The 14861-nt window shown below is 65.0% G+C and carries 15 protein-coding genes; 11 read left to right on the forward strand and 4 right to left on the reverse strand.

The annotated features are described in order from the left end of the window. Window positions 1-90 precede the first annotated feature (90 nt). The 6 genes from VGD10_RS05945 to VGD10_RS05970 all read left to right on the forward strand — a co-directional run bounded on the left by VGD10_RS05945 (window position 91) and on the right by VGD10_RS05970 (window position 6831). Complete coding sequence (locus tag VGD10_RS05945; protein ID WP_331039886.1) at window positions 91-1764, forward strand: SPOR domain-containing protein; 1674 nt, start codon at window positions 91-93, stop codon at window positions 1762-1764. Further along, a complete protein-coding gene (locus VGD10_RS05950; protein WP_331039887.1) occupies window positions 1761-2915 on the forward strand; it encodes a deoxyguanosinetriphosphate triphosphohydrolase in 1155 nt (384 codons plus the stop codon). The genes VGD10_RS05945 and VGD10_RS05950 overlap by 4 nt, the downstream gene beginning before the upstream one ends. Window positions 2916-2978: 63 nt before the next feature. Further along, window positions 2979-4706 carry an arginine--tRNA ligase gene (gene argS, locus VGD10_RS05955; RefSeq protein ID WP_331039888.1) on the forward strand — a complete coding sequence of 576 codons (1728 nt, stop codon included), beginning with the start codon at window positions 2979-2981 and terminating at the stop codon, window positions 4704-4706. Then, window positions 4706-5395 (forward strand): SPOR domain-containing protein, encoded by a 690-nt coding sequence (locus VGD10_RS05960; RefSeq protein WP_331039889.1) that lies wholly within the window; start codon window positions 4706-4708, stop codon window positions 5393-5395. Before argS ends, VGD10_RS05960 begins: the two co-directional genes overlap by 1 nt. A 9-nt stretch (window positions 5396-5404) precedes the next feature. Beyond that, the gene (nagZ, locus tag VGD10_RS05965) at window positions 5405-6412 is read left to right on the forward strand and encodes a beta-N-acetylhexosaminidase (protein ID WP_331039890.1); all 1008 of its coding nucleotides are present in this window, start codon (window positions 5405-5407) and stop codon (window positions 6410-6412) included. A 98-nt stretch (window positions 6413-6510) separates the two neighbouring features. Next, a complete protein-coding gene (locus VGD10_RS05970; protein WP_331039891.1) occupies window positions 6511-6831 on the forward strand; it encodes a hypothetical protein in 321 nt (106 codons plus the stop codon). On the opposite strand, the gene VGD10_RS05975 is transcribed toward VGD10_RS05970, so the two are convergent. The 3 genes from VGD10_RS05975 to VGD10_RS05985 all read right to left on the reverse strand — a co-directional run bounded on the left by VGD10_RS05975 (window position 6777) and on the right by VGD10_RS05985 (window position 11614). Beyond that, window positions 6777-9392 (reverse strand): GAF domain-containing hybrid sensor histidine kinase/response regulator, encoded by a 2616-nt coding sequence (locus VGD10_RS05975; protein WP_331039892.1) that lies wholly within the window; start codon window positions 9390-9392, stop codon window positions 6777-6779. The genes VGD10_RS05970 and VGD10_RS05975 overlap by 55 nt on opposite strands. Then, complete coding sequence (locus tag VGD10_RS05980) at window positions 9392-10852, reverse strand: ATPase domain-containing protein (RefSeq protein ID WP_331039901.1); 1461 nt, start codon at window positions 10850-10852, stop codon at window positions 9392-9394. The genes VGD10_RS05975 and VGD10_RS05980 overlap by 1 nt, the downstream gene beginning before the upstream one ends. A gap of 147 nt (window positions 10853-10999) precedes the next feature. Further along, window positions 11000-11614 (reverse strand): response regulator transcription factor, encoded by a 615-nt coding sequence (locus VGD10_RS05985; protein WP_331039893.1) that lies wholly within the window; start codon window positions 11612-11614, stop codon window positions 11000-11002. A gap of 249 nt (window positions 11615-11863) precedes the next feature. Here VGD10_RS05985 and VGD10_RS05990 point away from each other — a divergent pair, with 249 nt between their 5' ends. From VGD10_RS05990 to VGD10_RS06005, 4 genes are all read left to right on the forward strand, one after another. Continuing rightward, window positions 11864-12004 carry a hypothetical protein gene (locus VGD10_RS05990; protein WP_331039894.1) on the forward strand — a complete coding sequence of 47 codons (141 nt, stop codon included), beginning with the start codon at window positions 11864-11866 and terminating at the stop codon, window positions 12002-12004. Between the two features lie 85 nt (window positions 12005-12089). Beyond that, window positions 12090-12746, forward strand: a complete 657-nt coding sequence (pspA, locus tag VGD10_RS05995; protein WP_331039895.1) for a phage shock protein PspA — start codon at window positions 12090-12092, stop codon at window positions 12744-12746. A 26-nt stretch (window positions 12747-12772) separates the two neighbouring features. Then, window positions 12773-13129, forward strand: a complete 357-nt coding sequence (locus VGD10_RS06000) for a PspC domain-containing protein (protein WP_331039896.1) — start codon at window positions 12773-12775, stop codon at window positions 13127-13129. A 34-nt stretch (window positions 13130-13163) separates the two neighbouring features. Then, on the forward strand, window positions 13164-13397 hold the full coding sequence (locus tag VGD10_RS06005; protein ID WP_331039897.1) for a hypothetical protein: 234 nt from the start codon (window positions 13164-13166) through the stop codon (window positions 13395-13397). 7 nt (window positions 13398-13404) lie between these two features. Here the strand turns inward: VGD10_RS06005 and VGD10_RS06010 are convergent, their stop codons facing one another. Then, window positions 13405-13902: a phosphoglycerate mutase family protein gene (locus VGD10_RS06010; RefSeq protein WP_331039898.1), complete on the reverse strand. Its 498-nt coding sequence runs from the start codon at window positions 13900-13902 to the stop codon at window positions 13405-13407. A 116-nt stretch (window positions 13903-14018) separates the two neighbouring features. Here VGD10_RS06010 and VGD10_RS06015 point away from each other — a divergent pair. Next, a partial coding sequence (locus tag VGD10_RS06015; protein ID WP_331039899.1) for a 3-methyl-2-oxobutanoate dehydrogenase (2-methylpropanoyl-transferring) subunit alpha occupies window positions 14019-14861 on the forward strand: 843 nt, incomplete at its 3' end.

Below are 14861 nucleotides of genomic sequence, written 5' to 3' on the forward strand. Positions count from 1 at the left end.
TCCCGCTTCACCGCAGCGGAGCGCCAGCCCGTCGCTATTTCAGCGGCTTAGACATTGCCGGTAAAGGTTCTGGACGGTCTAATCGCGCGCATGATTTCATTGAGAGCGGGGCGCTTCCTGTGGAGCGCGGGACTGCTTGCGACCGGGCTTCATGCCGGCGTGGCAGGGGCCCAGAATGTTCGATATCCGAGCGGTGCCGTGGTGCAGCCGATGGAAAGCGGCGCTGCGACGACGCTCGCCAATCATGTGCGCACGCTTGCTGCGATGCCGAAGAACCTCACGGCTTTGCTCGGCGCGGGCAATGCGGCGCTGGAGCTTGGCGACACGCAGGCGGCGCTCGCCTTCTTCGCGCGTGCAGAGGAAGTGGCGCCGCGCGACGGCCGCGTGAAGGCGGGCATGGGATCGGCCTTCGCGCACAATATGCAGCCGCAGGCGGCGCTCAAGTTTTTCGCCGAGGCCGCTGCTGCTGGGGCGCCTGCTAGCCTCTACATCAAGGATCGCGGCCTCGCTTACGACATGATCGGCGATCCGGCTAGGGCCCAAGCCGATTATGCCGCGGCTTTACTCTATAATCGCGATCCCGAGGTCGAGCGGCGCATGGCGCTGTCGAAAGCGATCAGCGGCGACAAGGCCGGAGCGCTTGCACTGCTCGCTCCGCAGCTACAGCGGCAGGAGCGGGCCGCATGGCGCGCCAACGCCTTCGTGCTGGCGCTGACCGGCGATACCGAAGGCGCGATCAACGCCGTGCGGACTGCTATGCCGTCGCAGACGGTGGCGATCCGGCCGTTCCTCGTCCAACTCCCGCAGCTCAGCGCCGCCGACAAGGCGCTTGCGGTGCACTTCGGCCATTTTCCGCAGGGGGCGCGTTTCGCGTCGGCCGCAACGCCGCAGCAGCCGGCGGCCGTGCCATCCATTACGCCTGCGCAGCCGGACGTGCAGCAGCCTGCGCCCAAGCCGGTACGGACGGCCGACGCTTCTCAGCCCCGGCGCCCGACAAATTTTGAATTGGCGGGCCGTGGCGTCGTTTCTCGAACGACGCAGCGGCCCGCTTCCACCACCGTCAACACCACGCCTGCCGCAACGATGCTGCCTCCCGTGACGACTGCGGCCGCTGCCGTTCCGGTGCAAGTGTCGCAGCCCGTGCAGCTTCCGCCTGCGCAGCCCGTGGCGGCCGCCGAGCTTCTGCCTTCTGAGGCTCAGGCGCAGGCTCCGCTGGTTCCAGTGCCTGAGCCGGTTGCAACGCCCGCCTCCGCACCGGCATCGTCTTCCCGCCTCAATTTCGCGGATGTGGCGGCTGTGGTGCAGTCGCTCCCCGACTTGCCCGCTGAGAAAGCGGAGGTTGCTGAGAAGCCGGCCGCCGCCAAAAAGGCTGAAGCGAAAGCACCGGCGAAAAAGGCGGAACCAGCAAAGACCGCCGAAGCTAAGACGCAGGCGAAGAAGGAAGGCACAAAGACCGCCGCGAAGAAGGCCGAACCCGCCAAGCCCAAGGAGCCGAGCCGCATCTGGGTTCAGCTCGCCGCCGCGCAGAACAAGGCGGCCTTCGGGGCCGAGTTCAAGCGGCTGAAGGGCAAGGCGCCGAAGCTGCTCGACGGCAAAACGGCGTGGACGGCGCCCTATCGCGCGACTAATCGGCTTCTCGTCGGTCCGTTCAAGACCGAGAAAGAGGCCCGCGAATTCGTGAACGAACTCAACAAAGCGAGCATCTCCAGCTTCAGCTGGACGAGCGACGCGGGTCAGGCGATCGAGAAGCTTACGGCCAAGTGAGGCCGCCGGCCCCGTACGCTTCCGACCCCGCACGGTCGCGGGGGCGGCTTCATCCTGAACAAAGCGGCACGCGCGGGCCCCGCGACGCATTCCAGCGCGACCGCGACCGGATCATCCATTCCGTCCCGTTCCGCCGCCTCCGCCACAAGACGCAGGTGTTCGTCGCGCCCGACGGCGATCATTTTCGCGTTCGCCTGACCCACAGCCTCGAGGTCGCGCAGATTGGCCGCACGATTGCGCGGGCGCTGGGGCTGAACGAGGATCTGACCGAGGCGCTGTGCCTCGCCCACGATATTGGCCATCCGCCGTTCGGCCATGCGGGCGAGGATGCGCTGCAGGAGGCGATGGCGGGCGCGGGCGGGTTCGACCATAATGCCCATACGATCCGGCTGCTGACGAAGCTAGAGACGCCTTACCCGCGCCATGCCGGCCTCAATCTCAGCTGGGAGACGTTGGAGGGGCTCGCCAAGCATAATGGGCCGGTCGAGGCGCCGACCTGGGCGATGGTCGAAGCGGATGCGGAGTATCCGCTGGAGCTTCAGAGCTGGCCGAGCCTCGAAGCGCAGGTGGCGGCGATCTCTGACGATATCGCCTACGACAATCACGACATCGATGACGGCCTTCGGGCGGGGCTGTTCACGCTGGGCGACCTGCTTTCCGTGCCGCTCGTGGCGCGAAGCTGGGAGAAGGTGCGCGCCAGCTATCCCGAGGTGGAGGAGGCGAGGCTGCTTCCAGAGCTGGTGCGGGACCAGATCGGCTTCATGGTTAACGACGTGCTGGAGGAGACGCAGCGACGCGTCGCCGAGAACGGTGTTGCGTCAGCCAACGACGTGAGGACGGCGGGAAGGGCGCTTGCCGGCTTCTCATCGGCAGTGGCCGCCGAGGAGCGGCAGCTGAAGCGCTTCCTCTATGCGCACATGTACGAGGCGCCTGAGGTGAGCGCCGTTCGCGCCGAGGCGCAGAAGGTGATTGCCGGGCTGTTCGCCGCCTATGCGTCGGAGCCGTCCCGGCTCCCCGCGGAATGGCGACCCAAGGCCGGGGACAATCTTGCACGCTCTATAGGCGATTTCATCGCCGGGATGACGGACCGCTACGCCATCGCTCAATACCGCCAGCATGTCGGCAAGGTCGAGCTTCCGGAGGCCTTCTAGGCCACTCGACTTTAGGCGGGCGCATCCGCTACAGCGCCGCCTTTCCAACCGCTGGATGAATACGTGACACTCTACGCCCGCTTTGCCGCGCATATCGATGCCATTCTCGACGCTCTCGAAGCCGAGGGACAGCTGGTGCGCGGTGTGGTTCGAAAGGCGGTGGCGGTGGAGCCGCCGCGCGATCCTTCGCACGGCGATCTCGCGACCAACGCGGCGATGGTGCTTGCCAAGGGCGCGGGCATGAACCCGCGCGCGCTGGCCGAGCTCATCGCGCCGAAGCTTTCGGAGCTCGAGGAGGTGGAGAGCGCGGAGATTGCCGGGCCCGGCTTCATCAACATCCGGCTTGCTCCCGCCATCTGGCAGGAGGAGCTGCGGGCGATCCTCGCGGCGGGCGGAGATTACGGCCGCTCGCAGGTCGGCGGCGGTCAGCGGGTCAATGTCGAGTATGTCTCGGCCAACCCGACAGGGCCAATGCATATGGGCCATTGCCGGGGCGCCGTGGTGGGCGACGCGCTGGCGAGCCTGCTCCAGCATGCCGGCTATGCTGTCACCCGGGAATATTATGTCAACGATGCGGGCGCGCAGGTCGACACGCTCGCCCGCTCTGCACACCTCCGCTACCAGGAAGCGCTCGGCCGGCAGATCGGCGAGATACCGGAAGGGCTTTACCCCGGCGATTATCTGAAGCCGGTCGGCGAGGCGCTGGCGGCGGAATATGGCGACACCTATGCCGACACGCCCGAGGGGGAGTGGCTTGAGACATTCCGTCGCAAGACCGTGGCGGCGATGCTCGACCTTATCCGGTCCGATCTGGCTACGCTCGGGGTGCATCACGACCTGTTTGCGTCGGAGCGGGAGGTGCAGGAATCGGGCGCCGTCGACCGTGCCTTCGATCTGCTCAGCGAAAAGGGCCTCGTCTATCGCGGCACGCTGCCGCCGCCCAAGGGCAAGACGCTGGACGATTGGGAAGCGACGGAGCTGCTCCTGTTCCGCTCCACCGAGTTCGGCGACGACCAGGACCGGCCGATCAAGAAGTCGGACGGCAGCTGGACCTATTTCGCGGCCGACACCGCCTATCATATGCAGAAGCTTCAGAAGTCGGACGAACTAATCAACGTCTGGGGCGCCGACCACACGGGTACGGTGAAGCGGACCCAAGCGGCGGTGCAGGCGCTTGCAGGCCGCCCCGCGCTCGACGTCAAGATCGTGCAGATGGTGCGGCTGCTACGCGCCGGCGAGCTGGTCAAGATGTCGAAGCGGTCGGGGAGCTTCGTCACGCTCGCGGAAGTGGTCGAGGAGGTCGGCAAGGACGTCGTGCGCTTCACCATGCTGACGCGGAAGAACGACGCCCAAATGGACTTCGACTTCGCCAAGGTGGTGGAGGCGTCGAAGGACAACCCAGTCTTCTATGTTCAATATGCCCATGCCCGCATTTGCTCGCTGCATCGGAAGGCGAAGGAGGAGGGCATCGATATCTCCGCAGCCGCGGACCTTACGCTGCTCGACGCGGATGAGCTCTCGCTGGTGAAGCTTGCCGCCCAATATCCGCGTATCGTTGAGGGCGCGGCGCTGGCGCACGAGCCGCATCGCGTCGCCTTTTATCTCGGTGATCTTGCCGCCGCATTTCACGCACAGTGGAACAAGGGCAACGATGATCCGCAAAAGCGCTTTCTCCTCGCCGACCGGCCGGAATTGACGCGGGCGCGGCTGGAACTTGCGAGCGGGATCGGGCAGATTATCCGCAACGGCCTCGGCATCATGGGCGTGGCCGCCGCGGAGGAGATGCACTGATGAGCGACATGCGGGCGGACGAAGACCGGCTGCCCTGGCTCGAACCGGTAGAGGAGGAAGCGCCCGCATCCCACGGCCCGTCGATGGGCAAGGTGCTGGGGCTGGTGCTTCTCGGGCTCGTTCTGCTCGGCGCCGTCGTCGGCGGCTATAGCTGGTGGTCGCAGCAGGGGGCGACTGAAGGAACGGGCGAGCTGATCGCCGCGCCCGCGACGCCCTACAAGGTGGCACCCGACGATCCCGGCGGCATGGACGTGGAGGGCGAGGGTGACACAGCCTTCGCCGCAAGCGAGGGCGCCGAACCGCAGGGCAGGATCGACATGAGCGCAGTTCCCGAAGCGCCCGTCGCTATGCCCCCGCGCCAGAAGGAAGAGGTCGGTCCTCCGCCGCCCGAAAAGGGGCCCGAAGGTGCGTCTCGCGAAGGAGCGCCGCCGCAGGTTACTCCGCCCCCCAGAGCCGTAGCAGGCGGAGGCACGATCCAGCTCGGAGCCTTTTCAAGCGAGGCTTCGGCTAACGCGGCGTGGAAGGCGCTCTTCGCACGATTCAAATATCTTCAGCCGCTGTCCTATTCAGTCGTTCCGGTGAAAAGCGGCGATAAGACGCTGTACCGCCTCAGGGCTTCCGGTCCCGATGCGGCGGGCATTTGCGGACGCCTCAACATCGCCGGCGAGACCTGCGTACGCGTAAATTGAAGGACTAGAATGCAGCCGGTCATCTATGGAATGTCGGGCCTCAGCCTTACGCCCGACGAACGCGATTTCTTCCGCGACGCCGACCCCGCCGGCTACATCCTGTTCGCGCGCAACTGCGAAGATAAGGATCAGATGCGGACGCTGACCGACAGCCTCCGGGCGCTTCACGGCCGCGACGACGTTCCAATCCTGATCGACCAGGAAGGCGGGCGGGTTGCCCGCATGCGGCCGCCGGTCTGGCCGGAATTCCCGACCGCCGAGCGTTTCGCCGATCTCTACCGCGTCGCCCCGGCAAGCGCGATCGAAGCGGCGCGCGCCAATGCGCAGGCGATCGCGGTCGTGCTGCGCGAGGTCGGCGTCAACGTCAATTGCCTGCCGCTCCTCGACGTGCGGGAGGAAGGCGCCTCGTCCATCATCGGCGACCGCGCTCTCGGCTATGAGCCGATGCAGGTGGCGGCGCTCGGACGGGCGGTGCTGGAAGGCATGGCGGCGGCGGGAGTCGTCGGCGTCGTCAAGCATATGCCGGGACACGGTAGGGCGCCTGTCGACAGCCATCTCGAGCTGCCGGTGGTAGACGCGTCCGAGGAGGCGCTTGAGATCGACCTCGAACCCTTCACGACGCTTCGCAACGCGCCGATGGGGATGACCGCGCACGTCGTCTACACTGCCTGGGACAATGAGCGCTGCGCCAGTCTCTCGCCCATCGTCATCGAGGCGATCATCCGCGGCCGCATCGGATTCGACGGCTTCCTTATGTCGGACGATCTCAGCATGCATGCGCTATCGGGTCGCTTCGCCGACCGCGCGCGGAGCGTGGTCGAGGCGGGCTGCGATGCCGGCCTCCATTGCTCGGGCGACATGGTCGAGATGCAGGACATCGCCTCGTCGATCGGCGAGATGAGCCCACGCTCGCGCGAGCGGCTCGACCGCGCCATGGCGAGTGTCGCGGGCGCGGGTCAGGGTGCCCCATATGAGGAGCTGGCGGCCAAGCGTGACAGTCTGCTTGCCTATGCCTGATCGGCCGCTTTCGTCGGAATAGTTTACAAGCTGGTAACCATATTCATTCGGAAGTGGCGGAAAATCGCCACTGGCACGGTGCTTGCTTGTTTCCAGGCATGTTCCGGAAGTTCAAGCGCCTGTTCATTATCAAGACGCGGTTCGAAGCCTGCGCCGTCATCTATGCGCTCGGCGTCGGGGCAGTAACCCGCGGCCTTCAATATATGGAGCAATATCCTGGCTTCATCGGCTGGCTCTTCTTCGCCTGCTGTACGGGCGCGGTGTTCATGGGCGGCGCCAAGATCCTGGAGGTGACGCGCCCCGACACCGGCGAGCGGCGGCGGCGGAGCGACCTTGAGGGGCAGGAGCGCCGCAGTGAGATTGTTCAGGCAGTTTCGGAGAAGGTGCCGGGCCGCGCCGACATGAGCCGCGCCACCTGACTTGCAAGCTCCGACTGGCGGAAAGGCTTGTGGAGGCGGGGTAGGTCCGCACCAGGTCCTTCAGCGATGTTCGAATAGCCGGTGATGATGAGGACGGGGAGGCCCGGGACGATCTGCCGCGCTTCCTGCGCCAGCGTAGCGCCATTCATGCCGGGCATCAGGAAATCGGTGACGAGCGCATCCACCGCCACCTTCTTCTCGCGAAGGATGACCAGCGCTTCGGCGCCGGAGCCTGCCTGAACCACATCGTAGCCGAATTCCTGAAGCATCTCGGCCGTGCCGATCCGGACCAGCTCTTCATCGTCCACGAGAAGCACTGTGCCGCCATCATGGGCCAGAATAGGCCGTGAGATGAAGGCGGCCGGCTGCTCCGCCGCGGTCTGGGCGACCGGAAGCCAGATTTCGGCGGTCGTGCCCTCGCCGGGCGTGCTCGTCAGGCGGAGCGCGCCGCCCGATTGTGCGGCAAGGCCGTGCACCATCGAGACGCCGAGGCCGGTACCCTTGCCGAGCCCCTTGGTGGAGAAGAAGGGCTCGGTCGCGCGGCGAAGCGTTTCCTCGTCCATGCCGACGCCTTCGTCCGACACACAAATGCGGACATATTCGCCAGGGTCGAGATCGTCGGTCGACGCGTCAAGCACGCGATGGCTGCCGTGGATCCTGACCGTACCGCCGTCCGGCATTGCGTCGCGGGCATTGATGGCGAGGTTGAGGATTGCGAGCTCAAGCTGGTTGGGGTCGACCTGCGCCGGCGGCAGGTCGGCGGGCGCGTCCACCTCCACTGCGATCTGAGCGCCGATGGATCGGGTGACCAGCTCCTCCATGCCTTCGAGGAGGGCGGTCACATTAACTGGGCGCGGCTGGAGGTCCTGCCGCCTCGCGAATGCAAGCAGCCTTTGCACCAGCGTCGAAGCCCGGGTCGTCGCCTGGAGCGCCATGCCAATCGTCCGCTGCGCGCGCTCGTCTCCGTCCAGACGCTGGCGAAGCATGTCGAGGCCGCCAAGGATCGGGGTCAGGAGGTTGTTGAAGTCGTGCGCGATGCCGCCGGTCAGCTGGCCGATCGCATCCATCTTCTGCGCCTGGCGAAGCTGGCTTTGCGCTTCCTGCCGCTCCGTCGCCTCTTCCACCACGCGCTCTTCCAGCGTCGAGTTGAGCTGGAGCAGTGCCGCCTCCGCCGCGCGTTGCGCGGTGATGTCGGTATGGACGCCGACCCACTGGATGATCTCGTCTTCCGCGCCGAAGATTGGAACAGCCCGGATCGAGAAATTCCGCCATTCCCCGTCGCGGCGGCGTAGGCGGTGCTCGAACACGAAGGTCCGTCGCTCCTCGACGGCGCGGTTCCAGGCCTGGACCGTCGGCTCCCGGTCTTCGGGATGCACGGCGTCGGACCAGCCGTAGCCGCGATATTGCTCATAAGTTTGCCCGGTGAGCGCAGCCCAGCTGTGCTGCTCCCCTTCCATTTCTCCGTTGGCATTGTTGGTCCAGAGCACGCCCTGTACGGCGTCGATGGCGGCGCGGAAGCGGTCGTTGCTGGCCTTCAGCTCAGCCTCGGTCCTGCGTCGTACCTCCAGTTCGCGCTCGGCCGCGCGGAAAAGATCTGCATTGTCCAACGCGATCGCGGCCTGTCCGGCGAGCCCGGTGAGCACTTGCTCGTGCTGCTGAGTGAACTTGGCGGGCTCGGCATGACCGAAGAAGAGGCCCCCCATCACCTGACCGAAGCGGGAGAAGACCGGCACGGCAAGGTAGCTCCGCACGGGCAGATGCCCCTCCGGCATGCCTTTATAAGGCGCGTTCTTGCCGTAGCGCTCGTCCTGCGTGATGTCGTCCGAACGGATGATGCCTGCGCCTACGAAGGTCGGCTCGAACACGTGCGTGGCGCGCGGCATCGGGAATTTGTCGAATTCGGAACGATCGACGCCCGACAGCGAATAGAGCATGTAGCTCTCGCCTTTGTCGTCGATGACATTGTGGAAGAAGGCGCCGAACTGGGCGCCGGTCAGCGCGACGCCGGCGTCGGTGACCCGCTGCACCGCATCCGTGCGGTCGAGGATCGCCGCCAATTCCGCGCCGGTGCTGTTAAGCGTCTCCAGCCGCTGCCGTTCTTCCGCCAGCCGGTCGGCGCTCTCCTTCAGATCTTCCAGCCTCGACCGGGCCTCATATTGCCGCCGGCGGCCGCGCACCGATGCTTCGGCAAGGCTGACGAAGGTTGTGGGATGGAAAGGGCGTTCGAGGAAGGTGACGTTTCCGAGAATGTCGAGGTAGCGCTTTGCGGCCGGGTTGCGCTCCAGCCCGCCGCCGCGCGCCGTCAGCAGCACGAACGGGAAATCCGACCATTCGGGCTGAGCCTCTATCCAGGCCGCCATTGGATGGAGGTCGGCCGTGTCGAGCGCTTCCTCGGTCAGGACGGCGCAGCCTGCGCCTCTGTCCATTCGCGACAAAAGGTCCGGAAGGCCGGCACAGACTTCCGCCTCGAGACCCGCCTCGCTCAGCATTTCGCACGCGACCTGCGCGTCGCGGCCCAAGGGCGCGCAGACGAGGACGCGTTCCGAAACGCTCGTCCTCATTACACCCGTTCGCGCAGGAGCGGCTGGCCTTCGCCTAGATAGGTGGGCACGCCTTTCAACACGCCCTGGAACTCATGCAACGGTTCGCCGAGCGTGATCCCGCGGGAGTCGATAAGATATTCGCGGATCGTGTCTTCATGCGAGCCTGTGCGCTTCTTGATGACCGAAATCGCGCGGCGAACCCGGCCAAGGGCCTCGAAATAGCGCAGCAGGACCACGGTATCGGCGAGGTAAGTGACGTCGACGGGCGACTTCATGTCGCCGACAAGACCATGCTGGGCCACCGTCAACAACGTCGTTACGCCCTGACGGTTCAAATATTGCAGCATTTCATGCATATGGAGGACCAGCGCCTGCTCCTCCGGCATGGCCGCCTGATAGCCGTTTAGGCTGTCGACGATCAGAGTCGTGACGCCCGCCTTTTCGACGCACGAGCGGGCTTTCTGCGTGAACTCGCCCGGCGAAAGCTCCGCCGCATCTACCTGCTCGATTAGGAGCGAACCGGAATCGGCCATCCCCTGCAGATCGATCCCGAGGCCCTTCGCCCTTTCGAACAGCAGGCCCAGCTCCTCGTCGAAGATGAACGCCGCCGCGCGTTCTCCCCGCTCGATGGCGGCGATAGCGATTAGAAGTGCCAGCAGCGACTTGCCGGTTCCGGCAGGGCCGATGATCAAGGTGCTCGACCCGCGTTCGATGCCGCCGCCCAGCAGCTGGTTGAGCTCGTTCGAACTCGTAGGCAGCCTGGTTCGTTCGAAGTTGGTCTTGTGCTCGGCAGAAACCAGCCGCGGGAAAACGTGGATGCCGCCCGTCTTGATACAGAAATCGTGGAAGCCCCCGCGATATTTCTGGCCCCGATATTTGAGCACGCGGAGCCGCCGCCGTTCGGGGCCATAGCTCGGCGACAATTCCTCGAGGCGCATCACCGCATGGGCGACGCTGTGAACGCTCTTGTCATCGGCGCCGGAGGTGAGATCATCGAGCAGGAGGACCGTCGCTCCGTTCTTGGCGAAATAATGTTTGAGGGAGAGGATCTGGCGCCGGTAGCGGAGCGACCCCTGGGCAAGGAGGCGGATTTCCGAAAGGCTGTCGAGCACGACGCGGCTCGGCTTCACCCGCTCGACAGTCTCGAAGATGCGCCGCGTCGTCTCGCCGAGTTCAAGGTCCGACGAATAGAGAAGGCTCTGCTGCTGCGCCTCGTCGAGCAGGCTCTCCGGCGGGACGAGTTCGAAGATCGTGACCGTGTCGTCGAACTGCCAGCCGTGGGACGCGGCGCTCTCGCGAAGCTCGTCCTCGGTCTCCGACAGGGTGATGTAGAGGCCGCGTTCGCCGTTTCGCGCCCCTTCCATTAGGAATTGGGTAGCGACGGTCGTCTTGCCGGTGCCAGGATTGCCCTCGAGCAGGTAGACGCGGCCCCGCGTCAGGCCGCCCGTCAAAATGTCGTCGAAGCCGGCGATCCCCATCGCCGCTTTGTCTTGCGAATCCGTCACGTCAATCTCCAAGAAGGACCGACCTCTCTACGAGCGACCGGCTCCGTTCAAGCCTTGTTGCCGGCCGAAGCCGTTTGATAGCTTCAATGGGAATCCGCCGAAATCGTTCCGCACCCGAAGCTATCTGAGCGGCTCCAACCCTGCGTCTGTCGCGAAATTAACGGCATCGGCGAGGCTCCTTGCACCGAGCCGCTGCATCATGTGCGCGCGGTGCATTTCCGCGGTGCGGAGGCTGATCCCAAGATGATTGGCGATGCCTTTGTTGGAGAGCCCTCCCACCAAGCCCTGAAGCACCTGGCGTTCGCGCGGCGTCAGGCTTTCGAGCTTCGCCTTCGCTTCGCGCTTCGTCTCGCCCTTGCCCACTGCGGCCGCCAGCGAATCACACGCCTTTTCGAGCGAGCCGAGCAGCACATCCTCCTCGAACGGCTTCTCGACGAAGTCGAGCGCGCCCATTTTCATCGTTTGAACGGCGAGTGCCACTTCGCCATGCCCGGTCATGATGATGACAGGCCAGGTGATGCCGCGTTTGTTGAGCGCCTCCAGCACCTCGACGCCGTCGATGTCGGGCATGCGAATGTCGAGAAGGATGCAGCCGGGCTCCAGATGGTCGAGACTGTCGAGGAAATCCTGGCCGCCGGCAAAGGCACGCGTGAGCCGTCCAGCCGTCCCAAGCATGAAGCTGATCGACGAGCGAACGTCGCGGTCGTCGTCAACAATGTAGACGGCTGAAGTCACGGAAAAATTGCCTCAATTTGCCCGGCAAAGCTTTACCGCAAGGGCAGGCGGAGCGGAAGTCCGGCCAACTTCCATAATGGGTGGCGAATTCTCCCAATGTCGTAGCCATCACTTGGTGGGAAATCCCATCACAGCGATCCCTCATCGGCTGCGGCACCTAAAAGAATGGCGGAAATCTGCGCCTTTCTAAAACTTGGCACAGCTCGTGGAGCGTAGAGGGCAAACCAAGTGAGAGCCGGGAGAATGACAATGTTGAACGTAGGAAAATTGGGACAAGCCGCCGTTTCCGTACTGGGGGCGATCATCCTCACCACCACCGTCGTCGGCGCCGCAGTCGGCCCGGCGCGGGTTGCGGAAACGACCCCCGTTCAGGCCGAAGCCCGTGCCTGAGCTGGCGGTGGCGGGCCGGGGAGCTTTCCTCCCCTCCGGAATCATCCGGCCGCTGCCCATCCAATCAATCAAGGATCTGATACCCATGAGCATCTTCACCAGGACCCGCGACATCGTCGCAGCCAACTTCACCGACCTTCTCGATAAGGCGGAAGATCCGGCGAAGATGATCCGCGTGATGATCATGGAGATGGAAGAGACTTTGGTCGAAGTCCGTGCCTCCGCCGCGCGCACCATTGCCGACCAGAAGGAGATGCGCCGTCAGGTGTCGCGGCTGGAGATGATCCAGGCGAACTGGACGGAAAAGGCCGAGCTGGCGCTGAGCCGCGACCGCGAGGATCTGGCTAAGGCCGCACTCGTCGAAAAGCGCAAGGCCGCCGACCTCGCCGAGAGTCTGGAGGCGGAGATCGCGACGCTGAATGCGGGGCTCCGTGCCTATGAGGCGGATATTTCCAAACTCCAGTCGAAGCTTCGCGAGGCGCGCATGCGTCAGAACCAGATCGCAAACCGGTTGGAGAGCGCCCACAACCGCGTGCGCCTCCGCGAAATGTATGCGGGCGAGAAGGTGGAGGAGGCTTTTTCGAGCTTCGAGGTGCTGGAGCGTCGCGCCGACATTGCCGAAGGCCGCGCCGAAGCGCTCGCCCTGGCCGTGCCCAAAACGCTTGAAGAGGAAATCGCCGAGCTCCGCGCATCCGACGAAATCGATGCCGAACTGGAAGCCATGAAGGCCGCCCGCGGCTGACGAAACCGAAAACAGGAGGAAAGACTATGGCCCGCAGGAAATTCTATCTCGACCGCCGCAACGGCAAGTTCATGGGCGTCTGCGCCGGCATCGCCAACCACTTCAACATCGATCCGACCTTCGTTCGCATCGGCGCGGTGGTGGTGACCCTGCTTGGCGCGTTCCCGTGGACGCTGATCGCTTATGGCCTCGCCGCCTGGCTCGCCAAGCCGATGCCGATCGGCGCTTATGAAGCGGAGGATATAAGCACGCTCCGGGGCGGTCGATCGACCTATGATCTCAACGCCTCGATGCGCGACATCGACCGGCGCATGGCCGAGGTCGAAACCTACGTCACCAGCTCGAACACGAGCCTCGCCAACGAAATCGACAAGCTGCGGTAAGCAGCGCGCGACCAAGGTTCAGGGAGGAACCGACATGACCGAACCGATGACGATCATCGCCATGGCAAGCTCCGGCCTTATCGGCCTCAGCATCGCCGCCTTCGCAGGACTTAAGGGCTGGAAGGGGTGGCTGGACTTGAAGCGGCTGGAGCTGGCCGGACACCGCGCAACGGAAAGCCGCAGCCCTACCATGGAGCGGATCGAACTTGCCGATCTTAAAGAGCGGATCAGAAAGCTCGAGGCGATCGCCTCCTGCGTCGACCTCTAAGCCGCGCTCAGCCGTCGATGCGGAGCTTCAATGTGCTCCCCGTCGCGGGGCTGATGTGCCAGATGTCGCCGAAGTCGGGATGAGTGAGCGGCGCCGGCCGGGTGCCGCCAAGCTGCTCCACGATGTCGGGCACGGTGTTCGAATGGCCCACGACCAGCACCGCGCCGCCCGTTTCCGCCTGCACCATCCGCACGAGAGCCGCAGTATCGGAAGGATCGTAGATGCGCGGCGTAATGCCCAGCGCGCGTGCCAGCGGCTCCGCCGTCTGCTGTGCCCGCTTCGTGTTCGAGACGAAGATGGTCCGCGGCGGATCGTCCTGGAAGAAGCCGGGGAGCAGGGCTGCAAGCCTTTGCCCCTCCGCCGTCAGATCGGGGTCCTGCACGCCCTGCGGCGTGTTGAGGTGCCGCATCACATAATAGCTGGGGCCCAAGGGCACCTGCGGCGCCACCGGAAAGCAGGCGGCGAGCAGCAACAGGGCGAATCCGGCAACGAGGCGGTGAAGCATGGATGGTAACTCCTTTGCCTTTAGGTTCGCGCATCCAGAGCCGCCGCGCAACAGGGGTGCACAAGCCCGGAAAATGCACTAAGCGGCGGCCAATCGCATTGACCGATGGGTAGAGAATGACCAGCGACACGAAGCGCCCCAACCGGCCGGCGCTCGCCCTGCATGTGCCCGAACCCGACGCCCGCCCCGGCGACGACGTCGACTTCAGCCATATCGCCATCCCGGCGGCGGGCAGCGTTCCGCGCCCAGACATCGCCGTTGCGCCGTCTGAAATCCGCGATCTTCCCTATACGTTGATCCGCGTCCTCGACGATGAGGCGAAGGCGGTCGGTCCATGGGACCCGCGGCTGGATGGAGACACGCTCCGCCGGATGCTCCGCGACATGGCTTTGGTCCGCATTTACGACGAGCGCATGTTCCGCGCCCAGCGGCAGGGCAAGACGAGCTTCTACATGAAATCCCTGGGCGAAGAGGCGGTCGCCGTCGCTGCGGCGCACGCGCTCGACCGCGAGGACATGTGCTTCCCGACCTATCGCCAGCAGGGGCTTCTCGTGGCGCGGGATTATCCACTGACCGAGATGATGTGCCAGGTTTATTCGAATAAAGGCGACAAGCTGAAGGGCCGGCAGCTTCCGATCATGTATTCGGACCGGGAGGCGGGCTTCTTCTCAATCTCCGGCAATCTCGGCACCCAATATCCGCAGGCGGTGGGCTGGGCGATGGCATCGGCGATCAAGGGCGACAGCCGCATCGCCGCCGCCTGGATCGGCGACGGGGCGACGGCGGAGGGCGACTTCCACAACGCCTGCACCTTCGCCGGCGTCTACCGGGCGCCAGTGATCCTCAACATCGTCAACAACCAGTGGGCGATCTCGACCTTCTCCGGCATTGCCGGCGGCAATCTGACGACCTTCGCGGCGCGTGCCCTGGGCTACGGCATTCCGGGCCTGCGCGTCGAC

The organism is Allosphingosinicella sp. (assembly GCF_036402135.1).
Taxonomy (GTDB): domain Bacteria; phylum Pseudomonadota; class Alphaproteobacteria; order Sphingomonadales; family Sphingomonadaceae; genus Allosphingosinicella.

Excerpts from the sequence above, each read along its gene's own strand:
- VGD10_RS05980 (WP_331039901.1), bottom strand. The coding sequence starts at position 10,852 with ATGGGGATCGCCGGCTTCGACGACATTTTGACGGGCGGCCTGACGCGG.
- VGD10_RS05990 (WP_331039894.1), top strand. The coding sequence starts at position 11,864 with ATGTTGAACGTAGGAAAATTGGGACAAGCCGCCGTTTCCGTACTGGGG.
- nagZ (WP_331039890.1), top strand. The coding sequence starts at position 5,405 with ATGCAGCCGGTCATCTATGGAATGTCGGGCCTCAGCCTTACGCCCGAC.
- VGD10_RS05975 (WP_331039892.1), bottom strand. The coding sequence starts at position 9,392 with ATGAGGACGAGCGTTTCGGAACGCGTCCTCGTCTGCGCGCCCTTGGGC.
- VGD10_RS06000 (WP_331039896.1), top strand. The coding sequence starts at position 12,773 with ATGGCCCGCAGGAAATTCTATCTCGACCGCCGCAACGGCAAGTTCATG.
- pspA (WP_331039895.1), top strand. The coding sequence starts at position 12,090 with ATGAGCATCTTCACCAGGACCCGCGACATCGTCGCAGCCAACTTCACC.
- VGD10_RS05945 (WP_331039886.1), top strand. The coding sequence starts at position 91 with ATGATTTCATTGAGAGCGGGGCGCTTCCTGTGGAGCGCGGGACTGCTT.
- VGD10_RS06005 (WP_331039897.1), top strand. The coding sequence starts at position 13,164 with ATGACCGAACCGATGACGATCATCGCCATGGCAAGCTCCGGCCTTATC.
- VGD10_RS05970 (WP_331039891.1), top strand. The coding sequence starts at position 6,511 with ATGTTCCGGAAGTTCAAGCGCCTGTTCATTATCAAGACGCGGTTCGAA.
- VGD10_RS06010 (WP_331039898.1), bottom strand. The coding sequence starts at position 13,902 with ATGCTTCACCGCCTCGTTGCCGGATTCGCCCTGTTGCTGCTCGCCGCC.
- VGD10_RS05960 (WP_331039889.1), top strand. The coding sequence starts at position 4,706 with ATGAGCGACATGCGGGCGGACGAAGACCGGCTGCCCTGGCTCGAACCG.